This is a genomic window from Duganella caerulea, from assembly GCF_040362985.1.
Classification (GTDB): Bacteria; Pseudomonadota; Gammaproteobacteria; order Burkholderiales; family Burkholderiaceae_D; genus Rugamonas; species Rugamonas vulcania.
Genome location: NZ_BPWJ01000001.1, coordinates 1,052,100 through 1,068,911, shown reverse-complemented (window position 1 = coordinate 1,068,911; position 16,812 = coordinate 1,052,100). Strand labels below are relative to the sequence as shown.

The 16,812-nt window shown below is 61.9% G+C and carries 16 protein-coding genes and 2 tRNA genes; 15 read left to right on the top strand and 3 right to left on the bottom strand.

Annotated elements, in window-relative coordinates:
* The first annotated feature begins 31 nt into the window (after positions 1–31).
* The gene (locus ACUJB0_RS04585) at positions 32–895 is read left to right on the top strand and encodes a LysR family transcriptional regulator (protein WP_444844195.1); all 864 of its coding nucleotides are present in this window, start codon (positions 32–34) and stop codon (positions 893–895) included.
* Positions 896–1,073: 178 nt separating this feature from the next.
* Here the strand turns inward: ACUJB0_RS04585 and ACUJB0_RS04580 are convergent, their stop codons facing one another.
* Together ACUJB0_RS04580 and ACUJB0_RS04575 are read right to left on the bottom strand one after the other, a co-directional pair.
* Positions 1,074–1,715, bottom strand: coding sequence for a CatA-like O-acetyltransferase (locus ACUJB0_RS04580; RefSeq protein WP_444844194.1), 642 nt, complete (start codon positions 1,713–1,715; stop codon positions 1,074–1,076).
* A 287-nt stretch (positions 1,716–2,002) separates the two neighbouring features.
* A complete protein-coding gene (locus ACUJB0_RS04575; RefSeq protein ID WP_444844193.1) occupies positions 2,003–2,956 on the bottom strand; it encodes a cation diffusion facilitator family transporter in 954 nt (317 codons plus the stop codon).
* A gap of 141 nt (positions 2,957–3,097) precedes the next feature.
* Between ACUJB0_RS04575 and ACUJB0_RS04570 the strand changes: the two genes are divergently transcribed.
* The 12 genes from ACUJB0_RS04570 (at position 3,098) to ACUJB0_RS04515 (ending at position 13,743) form a co-directional block, all read left to right on the top strand.
* Positions 3,098–3,174 (top strand) — tRNA-Val (locus ACUJB0_RS04570).
* 46 nt (positions 3,175–3,220) lie between these two features.
* Positions 3,221–3,297: transfer RNA gene (locus tag ACUJB0_RS04565), tRNA-Val, on the top strand.
* Positions 3,298–3,494: 197 nt separating this feature from the next.
* A complete protein-coding gene (gene thrS / locus ACUJB0_RS04560) occupies positions 3,495–5,402 on the top strand; it encodes a threonine--tRNA ligase (RefSeq protein WP_444844192.1) in 1,908 nt (635 codons plus the stop codon).
* Positions 5,403–5,421: 19 nt separating this feature from the next.
* The gene (infC, locus tag ACUJB0_RS04555; RefSeq protein ID WP_071658961.1) at positions 5,422–5,961 is read left to right on the top strand and encodes a translation initiation factor IF-3; all 540 of its coding nucleotides are present in this window, start codon (positions 5,422–5,424) and stop codon (positions 5,959–5,961) included.
* A gap of 211 nt (positions 5,962–6,172) precedes the next feature.
* Positions 6,173–6,370: a 50S ribosomal protein L35 gene (rpmI, locus tag ACUJB0_RS04550; RefSeq protein WP_008449407.1), complete on the top strand. Its 198-nt coding sequence runs from the start codon at positions 6,173–6,175 to the stop codon at positions 6,368–6,370.
* A gap of 21 nt (positions 6,371–6,391) precedes the next feature.
* Positions 6,392–6,751 (top strand): 50S ribosomal protein L20, encoded by a 360-nt coding sequence (rplT, locus tag ACUJB0_RS04545; protein ID WP_008449404.1) that lies wholly within the window; start codon positions 6,392–6,394, stop codon positions 6,749–6,751.
* 104 nt (positions 6,752–6,855) lie between these two features.
* On the top strand, positions 6,856–7,875 hold the full coding sequence (pheS, locus tag ACUJB0_RS04540) for a phenylalanine--tRNA ligase subunit alpha (RefSeq protein WP_161085805.1): 1,020 nt from the start codon (positions 6,856–6,858) through the stop codon (positions 7,873–7,875).
* A gap of 67 nt (positions 7,876–7,942) precedes the next feature.
* Positions 7,943–10,369, top strand: a complete 2,427-nt coding sequence (gene pheT / locus ACUJB0_RS04535; RefSeq protein WP_444844191.1) for a phenylalanine--tRNA ligase subunit beta — start codon at positions 7,943–7,945, stop codon at positions 10,367–10,369.
* Between the two features lie 141 nt (positions 10,370–10,510).
* Positions 10,511–10,858: an integration host factor subunit alpha gene (locus ACUJB0_RS04530; RefSeq protein WP_019919772.1), complete on the top strand. Its 348-nt coding sequence runs from the start codon at positions 10,511–10,513 to the stop codon at positions 10,856–10,858.
* 17 nt (positions 10,859–10,875) lie between these two features.
* Positions 10,876–11,292: a MerR family transcriptional regulator gene (locus tag ACUJB0_RS04525; protein ID WP_444844190.1), complete on the top strand. Its 417-nt coding sequence runs from the start codon at positions 10,876–10,878 to the stop codon at positions 11,290–11,292.
* Between the two features lie 141 nt (positions 11,293–11,433).
* Complete coding sequence (locus ACUJB0_RS04520) at positions 11,434–12,066, top strand: response regulator (RefSeq protein ID WP_161085808.1); 633 nt, start codon at positions 11,434–11,436, stop codon at positions 12,064–12,066.
* Between the two features lie 126 nt (positions 12,067–12,192).
* A complete protein-coding gene (locus ACUJB0_RS04515) occupies positions 12,193–13,743 on the top strand; it encodes a CHASE3 domain-containing protein (protein ID WP_444844189.1) in 1,551 nt (516 codons plus the stop codon).
* Here ACUJB0_RS04515 and ACUJB0_RS04510 read toward each other — a convergent pair.
* Positions 13,640–14,446 (bottom strand): Crp/Fnr family transcriptional regulator, encoded by an 807-nt coding sequence (locus ACUJB0_RS04510; RefSeq protein ID WP_161085810.1) that lies wholly within the window; start codon positions 14,444–14,446, stop codon positions 13,640–13,642. The two genes, ACUJB0_RS04515 and ACUJB0_RS04510, sit on opposite strands and share 104 nt — an antisense overlap.
* 218 nt (positions 14,447–14,664) lie before the next feature.
* On the opposite strand from ACUJB0_RS04510, the gene ACUJB0_RS04505 reads away from it, so the two are divergent.
* Both ACUJB0_RS04505 and ACUJB0_RS04500 read left to right on the top strand, forming a co-directional pair.
* A complete protein-coding gene (locus ACUJB0_RS04505; RefSeq protein WP_161085811.1) occupies positions 14,665–15,348 on the top strand; it encodes a response regulator transcription factor in 684 nt (227 codons plus the stop codon).
* Complete coding sequence (locus ACUJB0_RS04500; RefSeq protein WP_444844188.1) at positions 15,345–16,715, top strand: sensor histidine kinase; 1,371 nt, start codon at positions 15,345–15,347, stop codon at positions 16,713–16,715. Before ACUJB0_RS04505 ends, ACUJB0_RS04500 begins: the two co-directional genes overlap by 4 nt.
* The last annotated feature ends 97 nt before the right edge of the window (positions 16,716–16,812 follow it).

Sequence of the window (16,812 nt, the reverse complement as noted above, 5' to 3'; positions counted from 1 at the left end):
ATGCTCCATAATCTAGGTATTAGGTTTTCTAATGATGAATTTGGCCCATTGGCGCCTGCTGGTTGCAGCCGCCGATACACGCAACATCTCGCGGGCTGCGGAGCAGGTCGGCATCACTCAATCCGGCGCCAGCCAGGCGATCGCGCAGATGGAGGTCTCGCTGGGCGCGCAGTTGTTGATACGCGAGCGGCGTGAAGTCAGCGTTACCGCGTTCGGGGAGCAGGTCGTCGCGCATGCCCGCGCGATGCTGGTGGAGTTCGACGCGATCCGTTCGCTTGCCCATGCCGCGCAAGGCTTGCATGCCGGCCGCATCCGGGTGGCCGGCTTCCCATCCGTGATGACCACCGTGCTGCCGCCGTTGCTGCAGGCGTTCAAGCGCCGCCATCCCGGCATCGACGTTGTGGCGCTGGAAGGCACGGATGACGAGGTGGAGCAGTGGCTGGCGGACGACACGGTCGAGTTGGGTGTAGTGCTGAATCCCGCGCCGGGACGGGAGGCGGTCATCATCGGCCGCGATGCCTGGGTGGCGGTGGTGCCGACCCATCATCGGTTGGGGCGGCGCTCAAGCGAGCAGGGCATCACGTTGGCCGAGTTGGCCGGTGAGCCGTTCGTGCTGGCGACCGGCGGCTGCACGGTGCATGCGCAGAGCCTGGCCGAACAAGCCGGCGTCACGCTGACCGATATCCGCGTCACGGTGCGCGACCTCGGCAGCGCCGCCGTGCTGGTCAGGGAAGGACTAGGTGTGGCCATCATTCCCGAATCGGCATTGCCGGAAGACCGGCGCGGACTGCGCATCATGCAGCTACAGCCGCGCCTGTATCGCGAATTCGGCCTGCTCCGTTCGCAAGCCGGCCGCGCCTCCGCCGCCGCCCAAAAACTTTGGGGTCAAGTCTGACATTCGGACACGGCCTCCGCCGTAGCGGGCCGCTGCAACTTCGGGGTCAAGTCTGACATTCAGACACGAACTCTTCCGTAGCGGCCGTGCTACGGAAGAGCTCGTGTCCGAATGCCAGACTTGACCCCACCGGTTTTGAAGAGCTCGTGTCCGAATGTCAGACTTGACCCCACAGGGTTTAAGCAATGATTTTCGCGACGCGTGCTTCGATAGCTTTAGCCAGCAGGTGGATGTGGTAGCCGTCGACGAAGCCGTGGTGGGCCAGCACCGACATCGTCATCGTCAGCTTGCCGTCGGCACGCGGGTCGCTGAAGCGGCCCCATGCCAATGACGGGATGTCGTAATTCTTGTGGCAGTAAATCGGATGCTCGATCGCGACCAGCTTCAGCCACGGCATGCACGTGATGTGGACGTTGCGCTTCTTGTCGAGCGGGCTCAGCGCTTCGGTGGTGTTGACCAGCACGTCGCTGGCTTCGGCGATCTTCTTCGCCGCGACGCTGCGCTCAACGAACTCGTGCAGGTCCGACGAGCGCGTGAAGCGCGCGAAGTTCAGGTTGTTGTCGCGATTAAGCACCGTGTACGAAGCCATGAAGTCATCGATCTTGATGACCTCGCCTTCGTGGACGCGGTACATGAAGTTGTCGTTCTCCTTGAGCGAGTTCAGCACGCAATACAGGAAGACGTGGAACGGCGGTAGCTTGTGTTCCTTGCAGAAAGGCCGGAAGTCCGGCACCTCCAGTTCGAAGCTCAGATTGACCAGCGGATTTTCAAAGGAGGCAAAGGCGTTGTATCGGTCGCGACGTTTTTCAAAATTATGCATGTAGGATCGGGTTGAATATGTGTATCAATGGGATGGCTACGATTTACTTGTCGATCGTATTGGGATCTCTCATCGCTGTAGAGCAATGAACCCCGCGACTGTCTGATGTTAAAGAGTCCGTCATCGTCGAAGTAAGGCATTTCGGCCAGCGCTTCCTTGAATGAGCGCCTCTTCGGGAATGTGGCTTTCGCACTGCGTCCGTTGGCTTCCGCTTGCGACATGGTATGCCTCATAGAGTGATATCACTGATAGCAGTGTAGGGAAGCGCGTACACATTGCAAGCCGACTTACGCCTGCTCCGGCGACGCGACTTCCGCTTGCAGCGTAATATGATCGATGCCATGCTTTTCCAGCAGCATGGACTTGATGTTGAGCAGGATCTCAGGCCAGCAGGCGAGGTCGGTGACTTCGACATGGCCGATCAGCGCTGGATGGCCTGGCGACATGTCCCACACATGCAGGTCATGCACCGAGCAGACGCCGTCTATCTTCCCCAGGTCGGCGCCGACACTCAGATAGTCGATCTGCTCCGGCACGCCGCCCATCAGGAAGTGATACGACTCGCGCAGTACGTCGATGGTGGATTTCAAAATCAGCAGCGCGACAAAGATCGACAGCAGCGGATCGATCTGCATCCAGCCGGTGTAGTAGATGACGGCGCCGGCGATCAGCGCGGCCACCGAGCCCAGCAGATCGCCGATCACGTTGACCAGCGCGGCGCGCGTGTTCATATTGCTGTCGCCGCGCGACAGCATGTAGGCCAGCACCAGATTGATCAGCAGGCCAATGCCGGCCACGATGAACACGGTGCCCCCTTGCACCTGCTCCGGCTTGGAGAAGCGCTGCACCGCCTCGAACACGATCCAGCCGACCAGCAGCAACAGCACCAGGCTGTTGACGAAAGCCGCCAGCGCCTCGGCGCGGCCGAAGCCGAACGAGTGGCGCGCCGACGGCGGACGCTTGGCGATCAGCTGCGCCAGCAAGGCCAGGCCCAGCGCGGCGGCGTCGGTGACCATGTGGCCGGCGTCGGAAATCAGCGCCAGCGAGTTGGACATGAAGCCGGTCACGACTTCAACCACGGCGAATCCCAAGGTCAGCGCCAGCGACCACGCCAGCACCGATTGGCTGCGCTGCACATTGAAGTGCGCATGTTGGGCGTCGCCGTCGCGGTGTTCGTGCAGGTGGGCGGACGGGGAGGGTGGCAGCTCTACGCTAGTGTTGGCGCGGGTTTCGGCTTGCATCGGCTTCTTGTTGTAGTGAGAACCCCCATAGTTTAAAGGATGTCGATGACCCGCGTATGGCATCCTCATAGTGCAATTTGTAAATGTTTCCGAATAATGCCCTTGTTTTTCTCCGGATCGCTCTCTATAATGCTGGTCTTCGGGCGGTTAGTTCAGCTGGTTAGAATACTTGGTCGACATCCAAGGGGTCGCAGATTCGAATTCTGCACCGCCCACCAGATTACGTAGCAAAGCAGTAAAAGCGCAGTAAAATAGTAGTACCACGGGCGGTTAGTTCAGCTGGTTAGAATACTTGGTCGACATCCAAGGGGTCGCAGATTCGAATTCTGCACCGCCCACCAGAACATGTAAGAGCGAGAAAGGCAATCCGGTTATGACACCGCGAACTACTACCAAGCTTTGGGAGTGACGCTAGTCGATCGGGATTCTTTTTGCTCAAAAAAAGAGAAAACGCGGCTAGTCCGCGTTTTTTTTCGTCCGCGTTTTTTATTATTCGTTGTACCACTACCTGGCCCGTGTGCCGAAAATGGAGATCACTATGCTTTCAGTTCGCCTTCCTGATGGTTCTGCCCGTGAATTTGACGGCCCAGTCACCGTTGCACAAGTGGCGTCCAGCATTGCAACCAGTCTGGGCAAGGCCGCGCTGGCCGGCAAGGTGGATGGCAAAGTGGTGGATACCTCTTTCCTGATCGAGAAAGATTCCGACCTGGCCATCATCACCGACAAGGACCCTGAAGGCCTGGACGTGATCCGCCACTCGACCGCCCACTTGCTGGCCTACGCGGTGAAGGAGCTGTTCCCCGACGCGCAAGTGACCATCGGTCCGGTCATCGAAAACGGTTTCTACTACGACTTCTCGTACAAGCGTCCGTTCACGCCCGACGACCTGGTCGCCATCGAAAAGAAAATGGCCGAGCTGGCCAAGAGGGATGAGCCGGTCACCCGCAAGGTGCTGCCGCGCGACGAGGCCGTCGCCTACTTCAAGTCCATCGGCGAAGCCTACAAGGCCGAGATCATCTCGTCGATTCCCGCCGACCAGGATGTGTCGCTGTACACCGAAGGCAGCTTCACCGACTTGTGCCGCGGCCCGCACGTGCCATCGACCGGCAAGCTGAAAGTGTTCAAGCTGATGAAGCTGGCCGGCGCCTACTGGCGCGGCGACAGCAAGAATGAAATGCTGCAGCGTGTCTACGGCACCGCCTGGACCAAGAAGGAAGACCAGGAGCAGTACCTGTTCCAATTGGAAGAGGCGGAAAAGCGCGACCACCGCAAGCTGGGCAAGCAGCTGGACTTCTTCCACTTCCAGGACGAGGCGCCAGGCCTGGTGTTCTGGCATCCGAAGGGCTGGACCATCTGGCAGCAGGTTGAGCAATACATGCGCAACAAGTACCAGGTCAACGGCTACCAGGAAGTGAAGGCGCCGCAGATCCTGGACTCCAGCCTGTGGGGCAAGACCGGCCACTGGGACAACTACCGCGAAAACATGTTCGTGACGGAGTCGGAAAACCGCTCCTACGCGCTGAAGCCGATGAACTGCCCGGGCCACGTGCAGATCTTCAACAGCAATATGCGTTCATACCGCGACCTGCCGCTGCGCTACGGCGAGTTCGGCCAGTGCCACCGCAACGAGCCTTCGGGCGCGCTGCACGGCATCATGCGCGTGCGCGGCTTCACCCAGGATGATGGCCACATCTTCTGCGCCGAAGAGCAGATCGAGCCGGAAGTGGTGGCCTTCCACACGCAGGCGATGGAAGTCTACAAGGACTTCGACTTCAACAACATCGAAGTCAAGCTGGCGCTGCGTCCGGACAACCGCATCGGCACCGACGAGGTGTGGGACGAGGCCGAGGACGCGCTGCGTTCGGGGCTGCGCGCCTGCGGCGTGACCTGGACCGAATTGCCGGGCGAGGGCGCGTTCTACGGTCCGAAGATCGAGTACCATCTGAAGGATTCGCTGGGCCGTCCATGGCAGGTCGGCACGATGCAGGTCGACTTTTTCATGCCGGAGCGCCTGGGCGCCGAATACGTGGCGGCCGACAACAGCCGCCAGGTGCCGGTCATGCTGCACCGTGCGATCGTCGGCTCGATGGAGCGCTTCATCGGCATCCTGATCGAGAACTACGCGGGCGCCTTGCCGGCGTGGCTGGCACCGGTGCAGGTATCGGTGCTGAACATCTCCGACGCGCAGGCCGAATATGTGGCGCAAGTGGCTGAAAAGCTGCGCCGGAGCGGGTTCCGCGTGCAGACCGATTTGCGCAACGAGAAAATAACCTATAAAATACGTGAACATTCCGTCCAAAAACTGCCCTACATTCTTGTGGTTGGCGATAAAGAGCGGGATGCCAATACCGTGGCTGTGCGGGCACGGGGCAATGTCGATCTGGGCGTCATGTCCGTCGATGCCCTGATCGAGCGACTCCAGCAAGACGTCGCCAACAAAGCCTGATCGCGCAGTCCTTCATTAGATTTTAAAAGGAATCACCATAGCTACTGACAAGTCGCATCGCATCAATGGCGAAATCACTGCCCCTGAAATGCGTTTAAGTGGGGTCGATAACGAGCCTCTCGGTATCGTGAGTTTGGCCGAAGCCTTCCGCCTGGCGGAAGAAGCAAACGTCGACCTGGTCGAGATCGCGCCTACCGCGGTCCCGCCGGTCTGCCGTTTGATGGATTACGGTAAATTCAAGTATTCGGAGCAGAAGAAGGCTCACGAAGCGAAATTGAAGCAGAAGATCATCGCCGTGAAGGAAGTCAAATTCCGTCCGGGCACCGATGACGGCGACTACAATATCAAGCTGCGTAACCTCATCAAGTTCCTGGATGAAGGCGACAAAACCAAGATCACGCTGCGCTTCCGCGGCCGTGAAATGGCGCACCAGGATATTGGCTTCCGTATGCTGGAACGCCTGAAAGCCGACCTGGAGCCATACGGCCAGGTCGAGCAGTTCCCGAAGATGGAAGGCCGCCAGATGATCATGGTCCTTTCGCCTAAGAAAAAGAAGTAATCCTGCTTTAACGGCAATATAAGGGGCGCTCAGGCGCCTCTTATAATTTGTGGTGCAGAATTGCAGCATCTGGTCTATAATTGCCGGCTGTTGTAAATGTAGTGGACTCGCATCTGCTGCAAAAACAAGTGAAAGCAGGCATCTAAGTGTGACGTAGTGTCGCCACCTGCAATCCTGTTTGATATGGAGCTACCCAAGAGGGTAGATTGCTATGCCAAAAATGAAAACCAAAAGCTCCGCGAAAAAACGTTTTCGCGTGCGTCCGGGTGGTACTGTTAAATCGGGTATGGCCTTCAAACGCCACATCCTGACCAAGAAGACCACCAAGAACAAGCGTCAGCTGCGCGGCACCCGTAACATCAACGCTTCGGACGTCACGTCCGTCATGCGTATGATGCCAACCGCTTAATCTCACAACTAAGGAGTTACTATGCCTAGAGTAAAACGTGGGGTTACAGCTCGTGCCCGTCATAAAAAAGTATTAAACCTGGCCAAGGGTTACCGCGGTCGTCGCAGCAAGGTATACCGTATTGCCAAGCAAGCAGTGATGCGCGCTGGCCAGTACGCTTACCGCGACCGTCGTAACAAGAAGCGCGTCTTCCGCCGTCTGTGGATCGCTCGTATCAACGCCGCTTCCCGTGAGCATGGCGTTACCTACAGCGTCTTCATGAATGGTCTGAAGAAAGCTTCGATCGAACTGGACCGTAAAGTCCTGGCCGATATGGCAGTGATGGACAAGCCAGCGTTCGCTGCGATTGTCAACGCTGTGAAAGCAAAAATCGCTGCTTAATACGCATTGATTTGGACGCGTGGTCCCGGCAACGGGGCTGCGACTGAGAACGGGGCAAAGGTTGAAACCTGTGCCCCGTTTTTGATTGAGGATAAGAAAAACGCATGGACTCCCTGGAACAACTCGTCGCCTCAGCAGTGCAGGATTTCGACGCGGTCAAAGATGACGCCGCCGCACTGGAAAATGCCAAAGCCAAATATCTGGGCAAGACCGGCCAGATCACCGAATTGATGAAGGGGTTGGGCAAGCTCGACCCTGAAGCGCGCAAGGCGCAGGGCGCCCTGATCAATGCTGCCAAGGGGCAGATTGAAGCGGCGCTGACGGCCCGGCGCGACGCGCTGGCCGACGCCCAGATGCAAGCCCGCTTGAACGCCGAGGCCATCGATGTCTCGCTGCCTGGCCGCGGACGCGCCGGCGGCGGCATCCATCCGGTGATGCGGACCTGGGAACGTGTGGAAGCCATCTTCCGCTCCATCGGTTTCGACGTGGCCGACGGCCCCGAGATCGAAAACGACTGGACCAACTTCACCGCGCTCAACAGCCCGGAAAACCATCCAGCCCGCTCGATGCAGGACACCTTCTACATCGAGGGCAACGACAGCGAAGGCAAGCCGCTGCTGCTGCGCACGCACACCAGCCCGATGCAGGTGCGCTACGCCCGCAGCCACACGCCGCCGATCAAGGTGATCGCGCCCGGCCGCACCTACCGCGTCGACAGCGACGCCACCCACTCGCCGATGTTCCACCAGGTCGAGGGCCTGTGGATCGCCGAGAACATCAGCTTCGCCGACCTCAAGGGCGTGTACCTGAACTTCGTCAAGGCCTTCTTCGAGACCGACGACCTGCAGGTGCGCTTCCGTCCGTCGTATTTCCCGTTCACCGAACCATCGGCCGAGATCGATATCGCCTTCGGTTCCGGTCCACTGAAAGGCCGCTGGCTGGAGATTTCCGGCTCGGGCCAGGTGCATCCATCGGTGGTGCGCAACTTCGGCCTCGACCCGGAAAAGTACATCGGCTTCGCGTTCGGCTCCGGCCTGGAACGCCTGACGATGCTGCGTTACGGCGTCAACGACCTGCGCCTGTTCTACGAAGGCGACCTGCGCTTCCTGAAGCAGTTCAACTAACAATAACGAAACGGTCGAGCGCCGCCGAGGTGCGCGCTCCCGTCGGACTATCTTTGAAGGCTTGATTATGCAATTCTCCGAAAACTGGCTCCGTACCATGGTCGATCCGAAGATGACTTCGGACGAGCTGGCCCATCTGCTGACGATGTCCGGCCTGGAAGTGGAAGAAGTCGAAGCGGTGGCGCCGCCGTTCTCCAACGTGGTCGTCGGCCACGTGCGCGAGATGGCCAAGCATCCGAACGCGGACCGCCTGAACGTCTGCCAGGTCGATGTCGGCACGGGCACCTTGCTCAACATCGTCTGCGGCGCGCCCAATGTGCGTCCCGGCCTGAAGGTCGTGTGCGCGATGGCCGGCGCCATCCTGCCGCCCGGCGCCGATGGCAAGCCGTTTGAAATCAAGGTTGGTCAGCTGCGCGGCGTCGAGTCGCAGGGCATGCTGTGCTCGGCCAAGGAACTGAAGCTGTCGGAAGAGGGCAGCGGCCTGCTGGAGCTGCCGGACGACGCGCCGGTCGGCCAGAACTTCCGCGACTACTACGCGCTCAACGACCTCAAGTTCACCATCAAGCTGACCCCGAACAAGGCGGACTGCCTGTCGGTGCTGGGCGTGGCGCGCGAAGTGTCGGCGCTGACCGGCGTGGCGCTGCATGTGCCGTCGTTCCGTCCGGTCGCCGTCAACAGCGCCGAAGTGCTGCCGGTGAAAATCTCCGCGCCGGACCTGTGCGGCCGTTTCTCGGGCCGCGTGATCCGCAACCTGAACGCCAAGGCCGCCACGCCGGACTGGATGAAGCAGCGCCTCGAGCGCAGCGGCCAGCGCTCGGTGTCGGCGCTGGTGGACATCTCCAACTACGTGATGCTCGAGCTGGGCCGTCCCACCCACGTGTTCGACCTGTCCAAGATCCATGGCGGCCTCAATGTCCGCTGGGGCAAGGCCGGCGAGACGCTCAAGCTCCTGAACGGCAACACCGTCACCGTCGACGAATGGGTTGGTGTGATCTCGGACGACAAGGAAATCGAATCGCTGGCCGGCATCATGGGCGGCGACGCCACGGCCGTCTCGCTGGAGACCGAATCGATTTACCTGGAAGCGGCGTTCTGGTGGCCGAACGCCATCCAGGGCCGCGCCCGCAAGTACAACTTCTCGACCGACGCGGCGCACCGCTTCGAGCGCGGCGTCGACTACGCGACCACGGTCGAGCACATCGAGCGCATCACCTCGCTGCTGATCGAAATCTGCGGCACGGCAAGCACGCAAGTGGGCCCGGTCGACGACCAGATCGTCAACGTGCCGCAGCGCGCGCCGGTGCGGATGCGCACCGCCCGCGCCCAGAAGGTGATCGGCGTGGCGCTGGACGACAAGACCATCGCCGACATCTTCACCCGCCTGGCGCTGCCGTTCACGCTGGCTGATGGTGTGTTCTCGGTGACCGCCCCGTCGTACCGCTTCGACATCGAAATCGAGGAAGACCTGATCGAGGAAGTCGCGCGCGTCTACGGTTTCGAGAACATCCCGACCGTGGCGCCGGTGGCTGCCAACACGATGATCATCGCGCCGGAAAACACCCGCTCGCTGTTCGCCGTGCGCCACCAGCTGGCCGACCTGGGCTTCCAGGAAGTGGTCAACATGAGCTTTGTGGAAGCGGCCTGGGAGCAGGACTTCGGCGGCAACGCCAACCCGATCAAGCTGCAGAACCCGATCGCCAGCCAGATGAGCGTGATGCGCTCGACGCTGATCGGCAGCCTGGTGGCCAACGTGCGCTACAACCTGAACCGCAAGACCAGCCGCGTGCGCCTGTTTGAAATCGGCGCGGTCTACCTGCGCGACGACAGCGTGGCCGACGGCCCGCTGACCGTGGCCGGCTACCACCAGCCTAAGCGCGTGGCCGCCATGGCCTACGGTAACGTGGCCGACGAGCAGTGGGGCCAGGACAACCGCGCGGTCGATTTCTTCGACCTCAAGGCCGACCTGGAGCACCTGTTCGCACCGCTGCCGCTGCGCTTCGTCAAGGCTGAACACCCGGCGCTGCACCCGGGCCGCTCGGCGCACGTGCTGCTGGATGGCAAGGTCGTCGGCTTCATCGGCGAACTGCACCCGCGCTGGCTGCAGAAATACGAGCTGCCGCACGCGCCGGTGGTGTTCGAGGTCGATGCCGTTGCTCTTCAGCAACGTACCGTGCCGGAATACGCCGAGATCTCCAAGTTCCCGGGCGCCACGCGCGACCTGGCCGTGGTGGTCAAGCAGCATGTTCCAGCGCAAGACCTGCTGGACGCGTTTAATGCAGCTGTGCAATTAAGTCCACAGGGCAAGATCGTGCAAGCCATTGTTTTGTTTGATGAATATCGTGGCAAAGGACTGGAGGCGGACGAAAAATCGCTTGCTTTCCGCTTTAGCTTGCAAGATACTCAAAATACGCTGCAGGACGATGTGGTGGAAGCGGTGATGAGCGCGGTCGGCGAAGCCGCCACGCAAAAACACGGCGCCCGTCTGCGTACTTGATAGCGACTTTTTTGATCATCTGGGAGTCCGGCCTGTGCCGGACTCATTCGTTCTTAGATAAGGCAGGGCAGGAAAATTAATAATAACGACGTCGATTCCGCCGTACTCCAATCCGCATTGGCTGCCGATTTGCATCGGGCCATGCAGGTGGCCAAGGTACGCCAGGATGCAGAAAAAGATTTGCCTACGCTGACCAAGGCGGAGCTGGCCGAGCTGTTGTTCGAACAGGTCGGCCTGAACAAGCGCGAGGCCAAGGACATGGTGGAAACCTTCTTCGATGAGATCCGCAACGCGCTCGAGCGCGGCGAGGCCGTCAAGCTGTCCGGTTTCGGCAATTTCCAGCTGCGCGACAAGCCGCAGCGTCCGGGCCGCAATCCCAAGACCGGCGAGGAAATCCCGATCACCGCGCGCCGCGTGGTGACCTTCCATGCCAGCCAAAAACTCAAGGGCATGGTCGAAGAGAGCAATCCTATGGCGCGCGCCGCCTGAGCCGGGACTGAGCCGTGATGAATGACCGCCTCGCCAAATCCGAACTGGTTGTGCTGCCGCCGATCCCGGCCAAGCGCTATTTCACGATCGGTGAAGTGAGCGAGCTGTGCGGCGTGAAGCCGCACGTGCTGCGCTACTGGGAGCAGGAGTTCACGCAGCTCAAGCCGGTCAAACGGCGCGGCAACCGCCGCTACTACCAGCACCACGAGGTGCTGTTGATACGCCGCATCCGTGAACTCCTGTACGAGCAGGGCTTCACCATCAGCGGCGCCCGCAATAAGCTCGACAGCCGCGCGTACGATGCCGCCGCGGCGGAGTATGATGGTGGCTTGGCTGTCAACGGCCAGCCGCCGGCGGACGTTCCTGCTCCGCTGGACCGCGACATGATACGCGGCGAACTGCTGGCGATACTGGCGATGCTTAAGCAGCCCTAGCGCACTACTGCCGTGAAGTGCGGCTGGCGGAATGATTGCTGCTATAATTTCAACATTATTCACATCAGCGACGCTGATAGACGGTGGCGTGAAGTCCGGTGGGGCCCATGGCGCGACAGCCGGACAAGACGAGGGGAAACAATGATACGCGTTGCCATTTGTGACGACCATCAGATAGTAAGAGCAGGATTCAAACAGATTTTTTCGTCCGCGGACGATTTCGACGTGGTGGCGGAAGCCGGTACCGGCCGTGAGGCGCTGGAAATCGCGCGGCGCGAGATTTGCGACGTGCTGCTGCTCGATATCGCCATGCCCGACCAGAGCGGCATCGATACCTTGCGCACTATCCGCCAGGGCCAGCCGGATTTGCCGGTGCTGATCCTGTCCGGTTATCCGGCGCAGCAGTACGCGCTGAACCTGTTCAAGATGGGCGCCAACGGCTACCTGAACAAGGAATGCGAGGCCGACGAGCTGATGTCCGCCGTGCGCACCGTGTACCAGGGCCGCCGCTATGTCAGCTCGACCGTCGGCGAACTGCTGGCGCAAAGCTTTGACCGCGATCCGAACACCGCGCTGCACACCGAGTTGTCGGACCGCGAGTTCCAGGTCTTCCTGCGCCTGGCGCGCGGGGCCACCGTGTCCGACATCGGCGTGGCGCTGTCGCTGAGCATCAAGACCGTCAGCACCTACCGCACCCGCATCATGGAAAAAATGGGCATGCAGTCGAATTCCGACCTGACCTACTACGCCATGAAAAATAACTTACTGGATTAGCAAGCTTGCTGGGGCGCGCACTGTTGCTGCAGCCCCATTCAGCATCCTGTTCCCCATCGGACTATAATCCGGCTAGTGTGGCATTTGTCCGCCCCGGATTAACCCTTGTGAAGGAAACTCGTCAGGATGTATTTCACCGTCGAAACAGCGCCGCATCACCGCCTGCCGCTGTACAAGACCGTCTTGTGCGTGACCTGTGCGCTCCTGTTGATCGTCAACGGATTCAGCCTGTTCCACAATTTGCAAGCGTTGCGCGGGGCGCAGGTGCAGCTGGGCCAGACCGCCCGGGTGGCCGATCGCCTGCAATACCTCAACGTGCTGGTGCTCGACGCCGAGAGCAGCATGCGCGGCTACTTCCTGTCCGGGCGCGACGCCTACCTGGGGCCGACCAAGACCGCGCTGGCCGAGACCGAAATCGAATTCAAGGAACTGGAAAAGCTGCTGGCCGATAGCCCGTCGCAGCTGAAGAACCTGGCGCAGCTGCACACGCTGGTGCGCCGCCGCCTCTCCATCATGAGCCAGGCCATCGACGTCTACCGCGAGGGCGGGCTGGACGAGATCGTCAAGATCGCCAAGCTCAGCGACGGCCGCGCCAGCATGGACGAGATCCGCCTGCAGGTGGTCATCATGGAGCAGGAGCAGAACGAGACGCTGGTCACGCGCAGCGCCACCTTCTACCAGGAATACCAGAAAGCCGTGTTGCTGGGCATGGGTATCAACGCGCTGGCCATCTTTGTGCTGGTCATGTTCTACCAGCTGGTGCGGCGCAGCTTCGCCAACCGCGCGCAGGTCGAGCACGCGCTGCAAAGCGCCAACGAAAACCTGGAATCGCAGGTCGAGCAGCGTACCGAGCAGTTGTCGGTGTTGTCGCGCCACCTGATCAGCATCAGCGAGGAAGAAAAAGTCCGCCTGTCGCGCGAGCTGCATGACGAGATGGGCGCCAACCTGACCTCGATCAGCATGGACATCGCCGCCGTCACCCAGCAATTGCAGAAGACCGATCCCGAACTGGCGACCCAGCTCAAGCGCGCCCGCGCCACGCTGGTGGAGACCGTGGAAATGAAGCGCCGCATCGTCGAGAACCTGCGTCCGAGCCTGCTCGACAACCTGGGCCTGTGCGCCGCCATCGAAAGCTATTGCAACGAGTTCAGCCGACTGGCCCAGGTCCGTTGCGACTGCGATGTGGCCGCTGAAATTGAAAGTGCCGCGCGCCAGTCGGGCGATTTGTCGATCGCCTTGTTCCGCATCGTGCAGGAATCGTTGACCAATATTCGCAAGTACGCCAAGGCCAGCCGCGTGACCGTCACGTTGAGCCGCAACCAGGGCGGGCTGATGCTGCGCATTATCGACGACGGTATCGGCATCGCCGCCAACAACATCGTCAAGCCCATGTCGCATGGACTGCTGGGCATGCGCGAACGCGCCTTGCTGTTGGGCGGTACGCTGACCATCCGCCGTGGCCGCAATGATGCCGGCACTTGTATCGAAGTCTCTATTCCCTTGCGCAACCGACCGCCGGCGGAGGAGCGCCGCGCCGACACGACGACGCTGCCACCGGCCATCAGCAGCGTGCTTAGCAGCGTGCTACATCCACCAGCAGACGCTCATATTCCGTCCGAGCCACCTTGTAACACTCACCCGCATACGCCTCCAAGCCTGACCGATCAAGCACAGTGATGTTGCCGCGGCGGTAGGCGATCAAGCCTTCGTCCTGCAGCTTGCCGGCGGCGGCGGTGATGCTTTCGCGGCGCACGCCCAGCATGATGGAAATCATTTCCTGCGTCACCTTCAGTTCGTTCGATGGCGAGCGGTCCAGGCGGTCCAGCAGCCAGCGGCACAGCTTTTGTTCGATCGAACTGTGGCGGCCGCCGACGGCGTTCTGCGCCATCTGCGCGAACAGCGCGGTGTTGTAGCGCATCAGCAGGGCGGGCAGGGCGCCGCCCTGGTTGAAGGCGTCGCGCAGGTGCTGGGCCTTCATGCGGTAGCCGTAGCCGGCTGCCTGCACCACGGCGCTGCACATGGCGCGCTCGCCCTCGAACAGCGAGACGCCGACCACGCCTTCATGGCCGACCACGGCGATCTCGGTGGTGGCGCCGTCTTCCATCACGTACAGCAGCGACACGATGGCGGTGGTCGGGAAGTGGACGTAGTCCATCGCGCCGCCGAACTCGAACAATTCTTTGCCGAAGGGCAGGGTCACCAGTTCCAGGTGCTCAAACAACGATTCCAGCACGTCGCGGGGCAGCGCGGCCAGCAACTCGTTCTGCTGGGCGCCGCTGATGCTGACAACAGGCCGTGACGCAACGTTGAATTCTTTCGAGTTCACCGTCATGCGTGGCGCTGCGGTTTTGTCGGTTGCGTTAATTTGGGTGTTGTTCATTTTTTTTCCTCACAATCTGGCTATACAGGAGCACCAAAGGCGTGCTTCAGTGTTGCCATAATTTTGAGGTCTTTGTTAAATTGCGAACATAAGAGGAGGGGACGCCCCCGTGTAGGCTTGCAACATGGCACTTTGTAGTCCTGGTCCTACACGAGCTCTATTTTTCTCCGCAGCGCGCGTGCATAATGCACAAATTCAAATCAAGTGGCGCACAGATCATGCATGTACTTGTGGTGGAGGACGACGCGGTATTGGCCGATGGCCTGAGCCGCGTGTTGAGCGGCCACGGCATGGCGGTCGAGGTGGTCGGCAACGGCACCCAGGCCGACGCGCTGCTGCAGCGGGCCGAGCATACCGAGGTGGTGGTGCTCGACATCGGCCTGCCCGGCATCGACGGCTTCGAGGTGGTGCGGCGCCTGCGGGCGCGCGGCAGCCAGGTGCCGGTGCTGCTGCTGACCGCGCGCGACGCCATCGAGGACCGGGTGCGCGGCCTGGAGCTGGGCGCCGACGATTACCTGGTCAAGCCCTTCGCCACCGCCGAGCTGGTGGCGCGGCTGCGGGCGCTGGCGCGGCGTAACACCCCCAAGCCGGCCGTGCTGGCGCTGGGCGACCTGGCGCTGGACCTGTCGGCCAAGCGGGCCCGCGTGCGCGACAAGACCATCGAGCTGTCGGTGCGCGAGTGGGCGGTGCTGGAATACCTGCTGCAGCACGGCGCGCGCGTGGTGTCCAAGCAGCAGATCATCGACGCCATCCTGCCCTGGGGCGACGACCTGACCCTGAACGCGGTGGAAGTCTACATCTCGCGCCTGCGCCTGAAGATCGCCGACGCCGGCGTCTCGATCCGCACCATCCGCGGCTTCGGCTACATGCTGGAGCAGGCTCCGGCAGCCCATGAAGAATGAATAGCATCCGGCTGCGGCTGCTGAAATGGCTGATCGGCCCGATCCTGCTGATCAACCTGGCCGGCGGCGCGCTGACCTACATGCTGGCCTGGCTGCCGGCCCAGCAAGCCTTCGACCAGAGCCTGTCCGACGCCGCCGCCGCGCTGGGTGCGCGCCTGGGCGCCGACGGCGGCCAGCTGCGCATCGACCTGCCGCGCCAGGCCGAGCAGGTGCTGCGCACCGACGACGCCGACGCCGTCTACTTCGTGGTGCGCGACGCGGCCGGCCGCGCCATCGCCGGCGACGCCGATTTCCCGCCGCTGCCAGGCGCCGCGCCGGAACAGGCGGCCCGGCGCGCCGTGTCCTTCGACGCCAGCCAGCGCGGCGAGGCGGTGCGCGGCGTGGCGCTGCGCCTGAGCCTGCCCGACGCCTCGGGCGCTCCGGTCCAGGCCGACATCGGCGTGGCCAAGACGCTGCGCAAGCGCACCCAGATCCGCCACGCCGTGGTGCGGGCGCTGGTGCTGCTGGAATCGCTGTTCGCGCTGGCCTGCGTCGGCCTGATCTGGTTCTCGGTCAGCAACGGCCTGCTGCCGCTGAACCGCCTGCGCGCCGGCCTCAACGCCCGCGACGGCGACGACCTCGAACCGATCGCGGCCACGCAAGTGCCGTACGAGCTGGAGCCGGTGGTGTCGGCCTTCAACGGCTTGCTGGACAAGGTCGGCGAGGGCGCGCGGGCGCGCCAGGAGTTCCTGGCCAACGTGGCGCACCAGCTGCGCACGCCGCTGGCCGGCCTCAAGACCCAGCTCGAATGGCTGGGCGCGCGCCACGCCGAGCCGGAGACCGCGCAGTCGGTCAAGCTGATGCTGTCGGCCACCGAGCGCATGATCCGCCAGACCAACCAGCTGCTGGCGCTGGCGCGCGCCGAGCCCGGCCATTTCGAAAAGACCCGGCTCGAACCGGTGGCGCTGAACGCGCTGGTGGAGGAGGCGGTCCAGTCCTTCGTCGACCGCGCCACGCTCAAGTCCATCGACCTCGGCTTCGACCTGCGGCCGCTGACCGTCACGGGCGACCGCTTCCTGCTGCGCGACCTGATCGACAACCTGATCGACAACGCCATCCGCTACACGCCGCCCCATGGCACGGTGACGGTGGCCTGCCGGCCGGACGGCGAGGGCGGCTGGCTGACGGTCGAGGACAACGGCCCCGGCATCCCGCCGGCCCGGCGCGAGCAGGTGTTCAGCCGCTACGTGCGGCTGGACGACAAGACCACCGGCAGCGGCCTGGGCCTGGCCATCGTGCGCGACATCGCCACCGTGCACGGCGCCAGCCTGGCCATCGCCGACGGCGCCGGCGGCCGGGGCGCGCTGTTTTCCGTCCATTTTCCCTGAATATTTGCCCTTGTCAGGAATTTGTCAGCATTTCCTCAGGGTAATGCAAGCTGGGCCCGCTACACTCCAGGCATGTGAACAGTCACCGGGAGCGGGC

Bases quoted from the DNA above. Each gene is read 5' to 3' on its own strand.
- ACUJB0_RS04520 (WP_161085808.1), top strand. From the start codon at position 11,434: ATGATACGCGTTGCCATTTGTGACGACCATCAGATAGTAAGAGCAGGA.
- pheT (WP_444844191.1), top strand. From the start codon at position 7,943: ATGCAATTCTCCGAAAACTGGCTCCGTACCATGGTCGATCCGAAGATG.
- ACUJB0_RS04585 (WP_444844195.1), top strand. From the start codon at position 32: ATGATGAATTTGGCCCATTGGCGCCTGCTGGTTGCAGCCGCCGATACA.
- ACUJB0_RS04525 (WP_444844190.1), top strand. From the start codon at position 10,876: ATGAATGACCGCCTCGCCAAATCCGAACTGGTTGTGCTGCCGCCGATC.
- ACUJB0_RS04510 (WP_161085810.1), bottom strand. From the start codon at position 14,446: ATGAACAACACCCAAATTAACGCAACCGACAAAACCGCAGCGCCACGC.
- ACUJB0_RS04530 (WP_019919772.1), top strand. From the start codon at position 10,511: ATGCAGGTGGCCAAGGTACGCCAGGATGCAGAAAAAGATTTGCCTACG.
- ACUJB0_RS04515 (WP_444844189.1), top strand. From the start codon at position 12,193: ATGTATTTCACCGTCGAAACAGCGCCGCATCACCGCCTGCCGCTGTAC.
- ACUJB0_RS04580 (WP_444844194.1), bottom strand. From the start codon at position 1,715: ATGCATAATTTTGAAAAACGTCGCGACCGATACAACGCCTTTGCCTCC.
- thrS (WP_444844192.1), top strand. From the start codon at position 3,495: ATGCTTTCAGTTCGCCTTCCTGATGGTTCTGCCCGTGAATTTGACGGC.
- rplT (WP_008449404.1), top strand. From the start codon at position 6,392: ATGCCTAGAGTAAAACGTGGGGTTACAGCTCGTGCCCGTCATAAAAAA.
- ACUJB0_RS04575 (WP_444844193.1), bottom strand. From the start codon at position 2,956: ATGCAAGCCGAAACCCGCGCCAACACTAGCGTAGAGCTGCCACCCTCC.
- ACUJB0_RS04505 (WP_161085811.1), top strand. From the start codon at position 14,665: ATGCATGTACTTGTGGTGGAGGACGACGCGGTATTGGCCGATGGCCTG.
- rpmI (WP_008449407.1), top strand. From the start codon at position 6,173: ATGCCAAAAATGAAAACCAAAAGCTCCGCGAAAAAACGTTTTCGCGTG.
- ACUJB0_RS04500 (WP_444844188.1), top strand. From the start codon at position 15,345: ATGAATAGCATCCGGCTGCGGCTGCTGAAATGGCTGATCGGCCCGATC.
- pheS (WP_161085805.1), top strand. From the start codon at position 6,856: ATGGACTCCCTGGAACAACTCGTCGCCTCAGCAGTGCAGGATTTCGAC.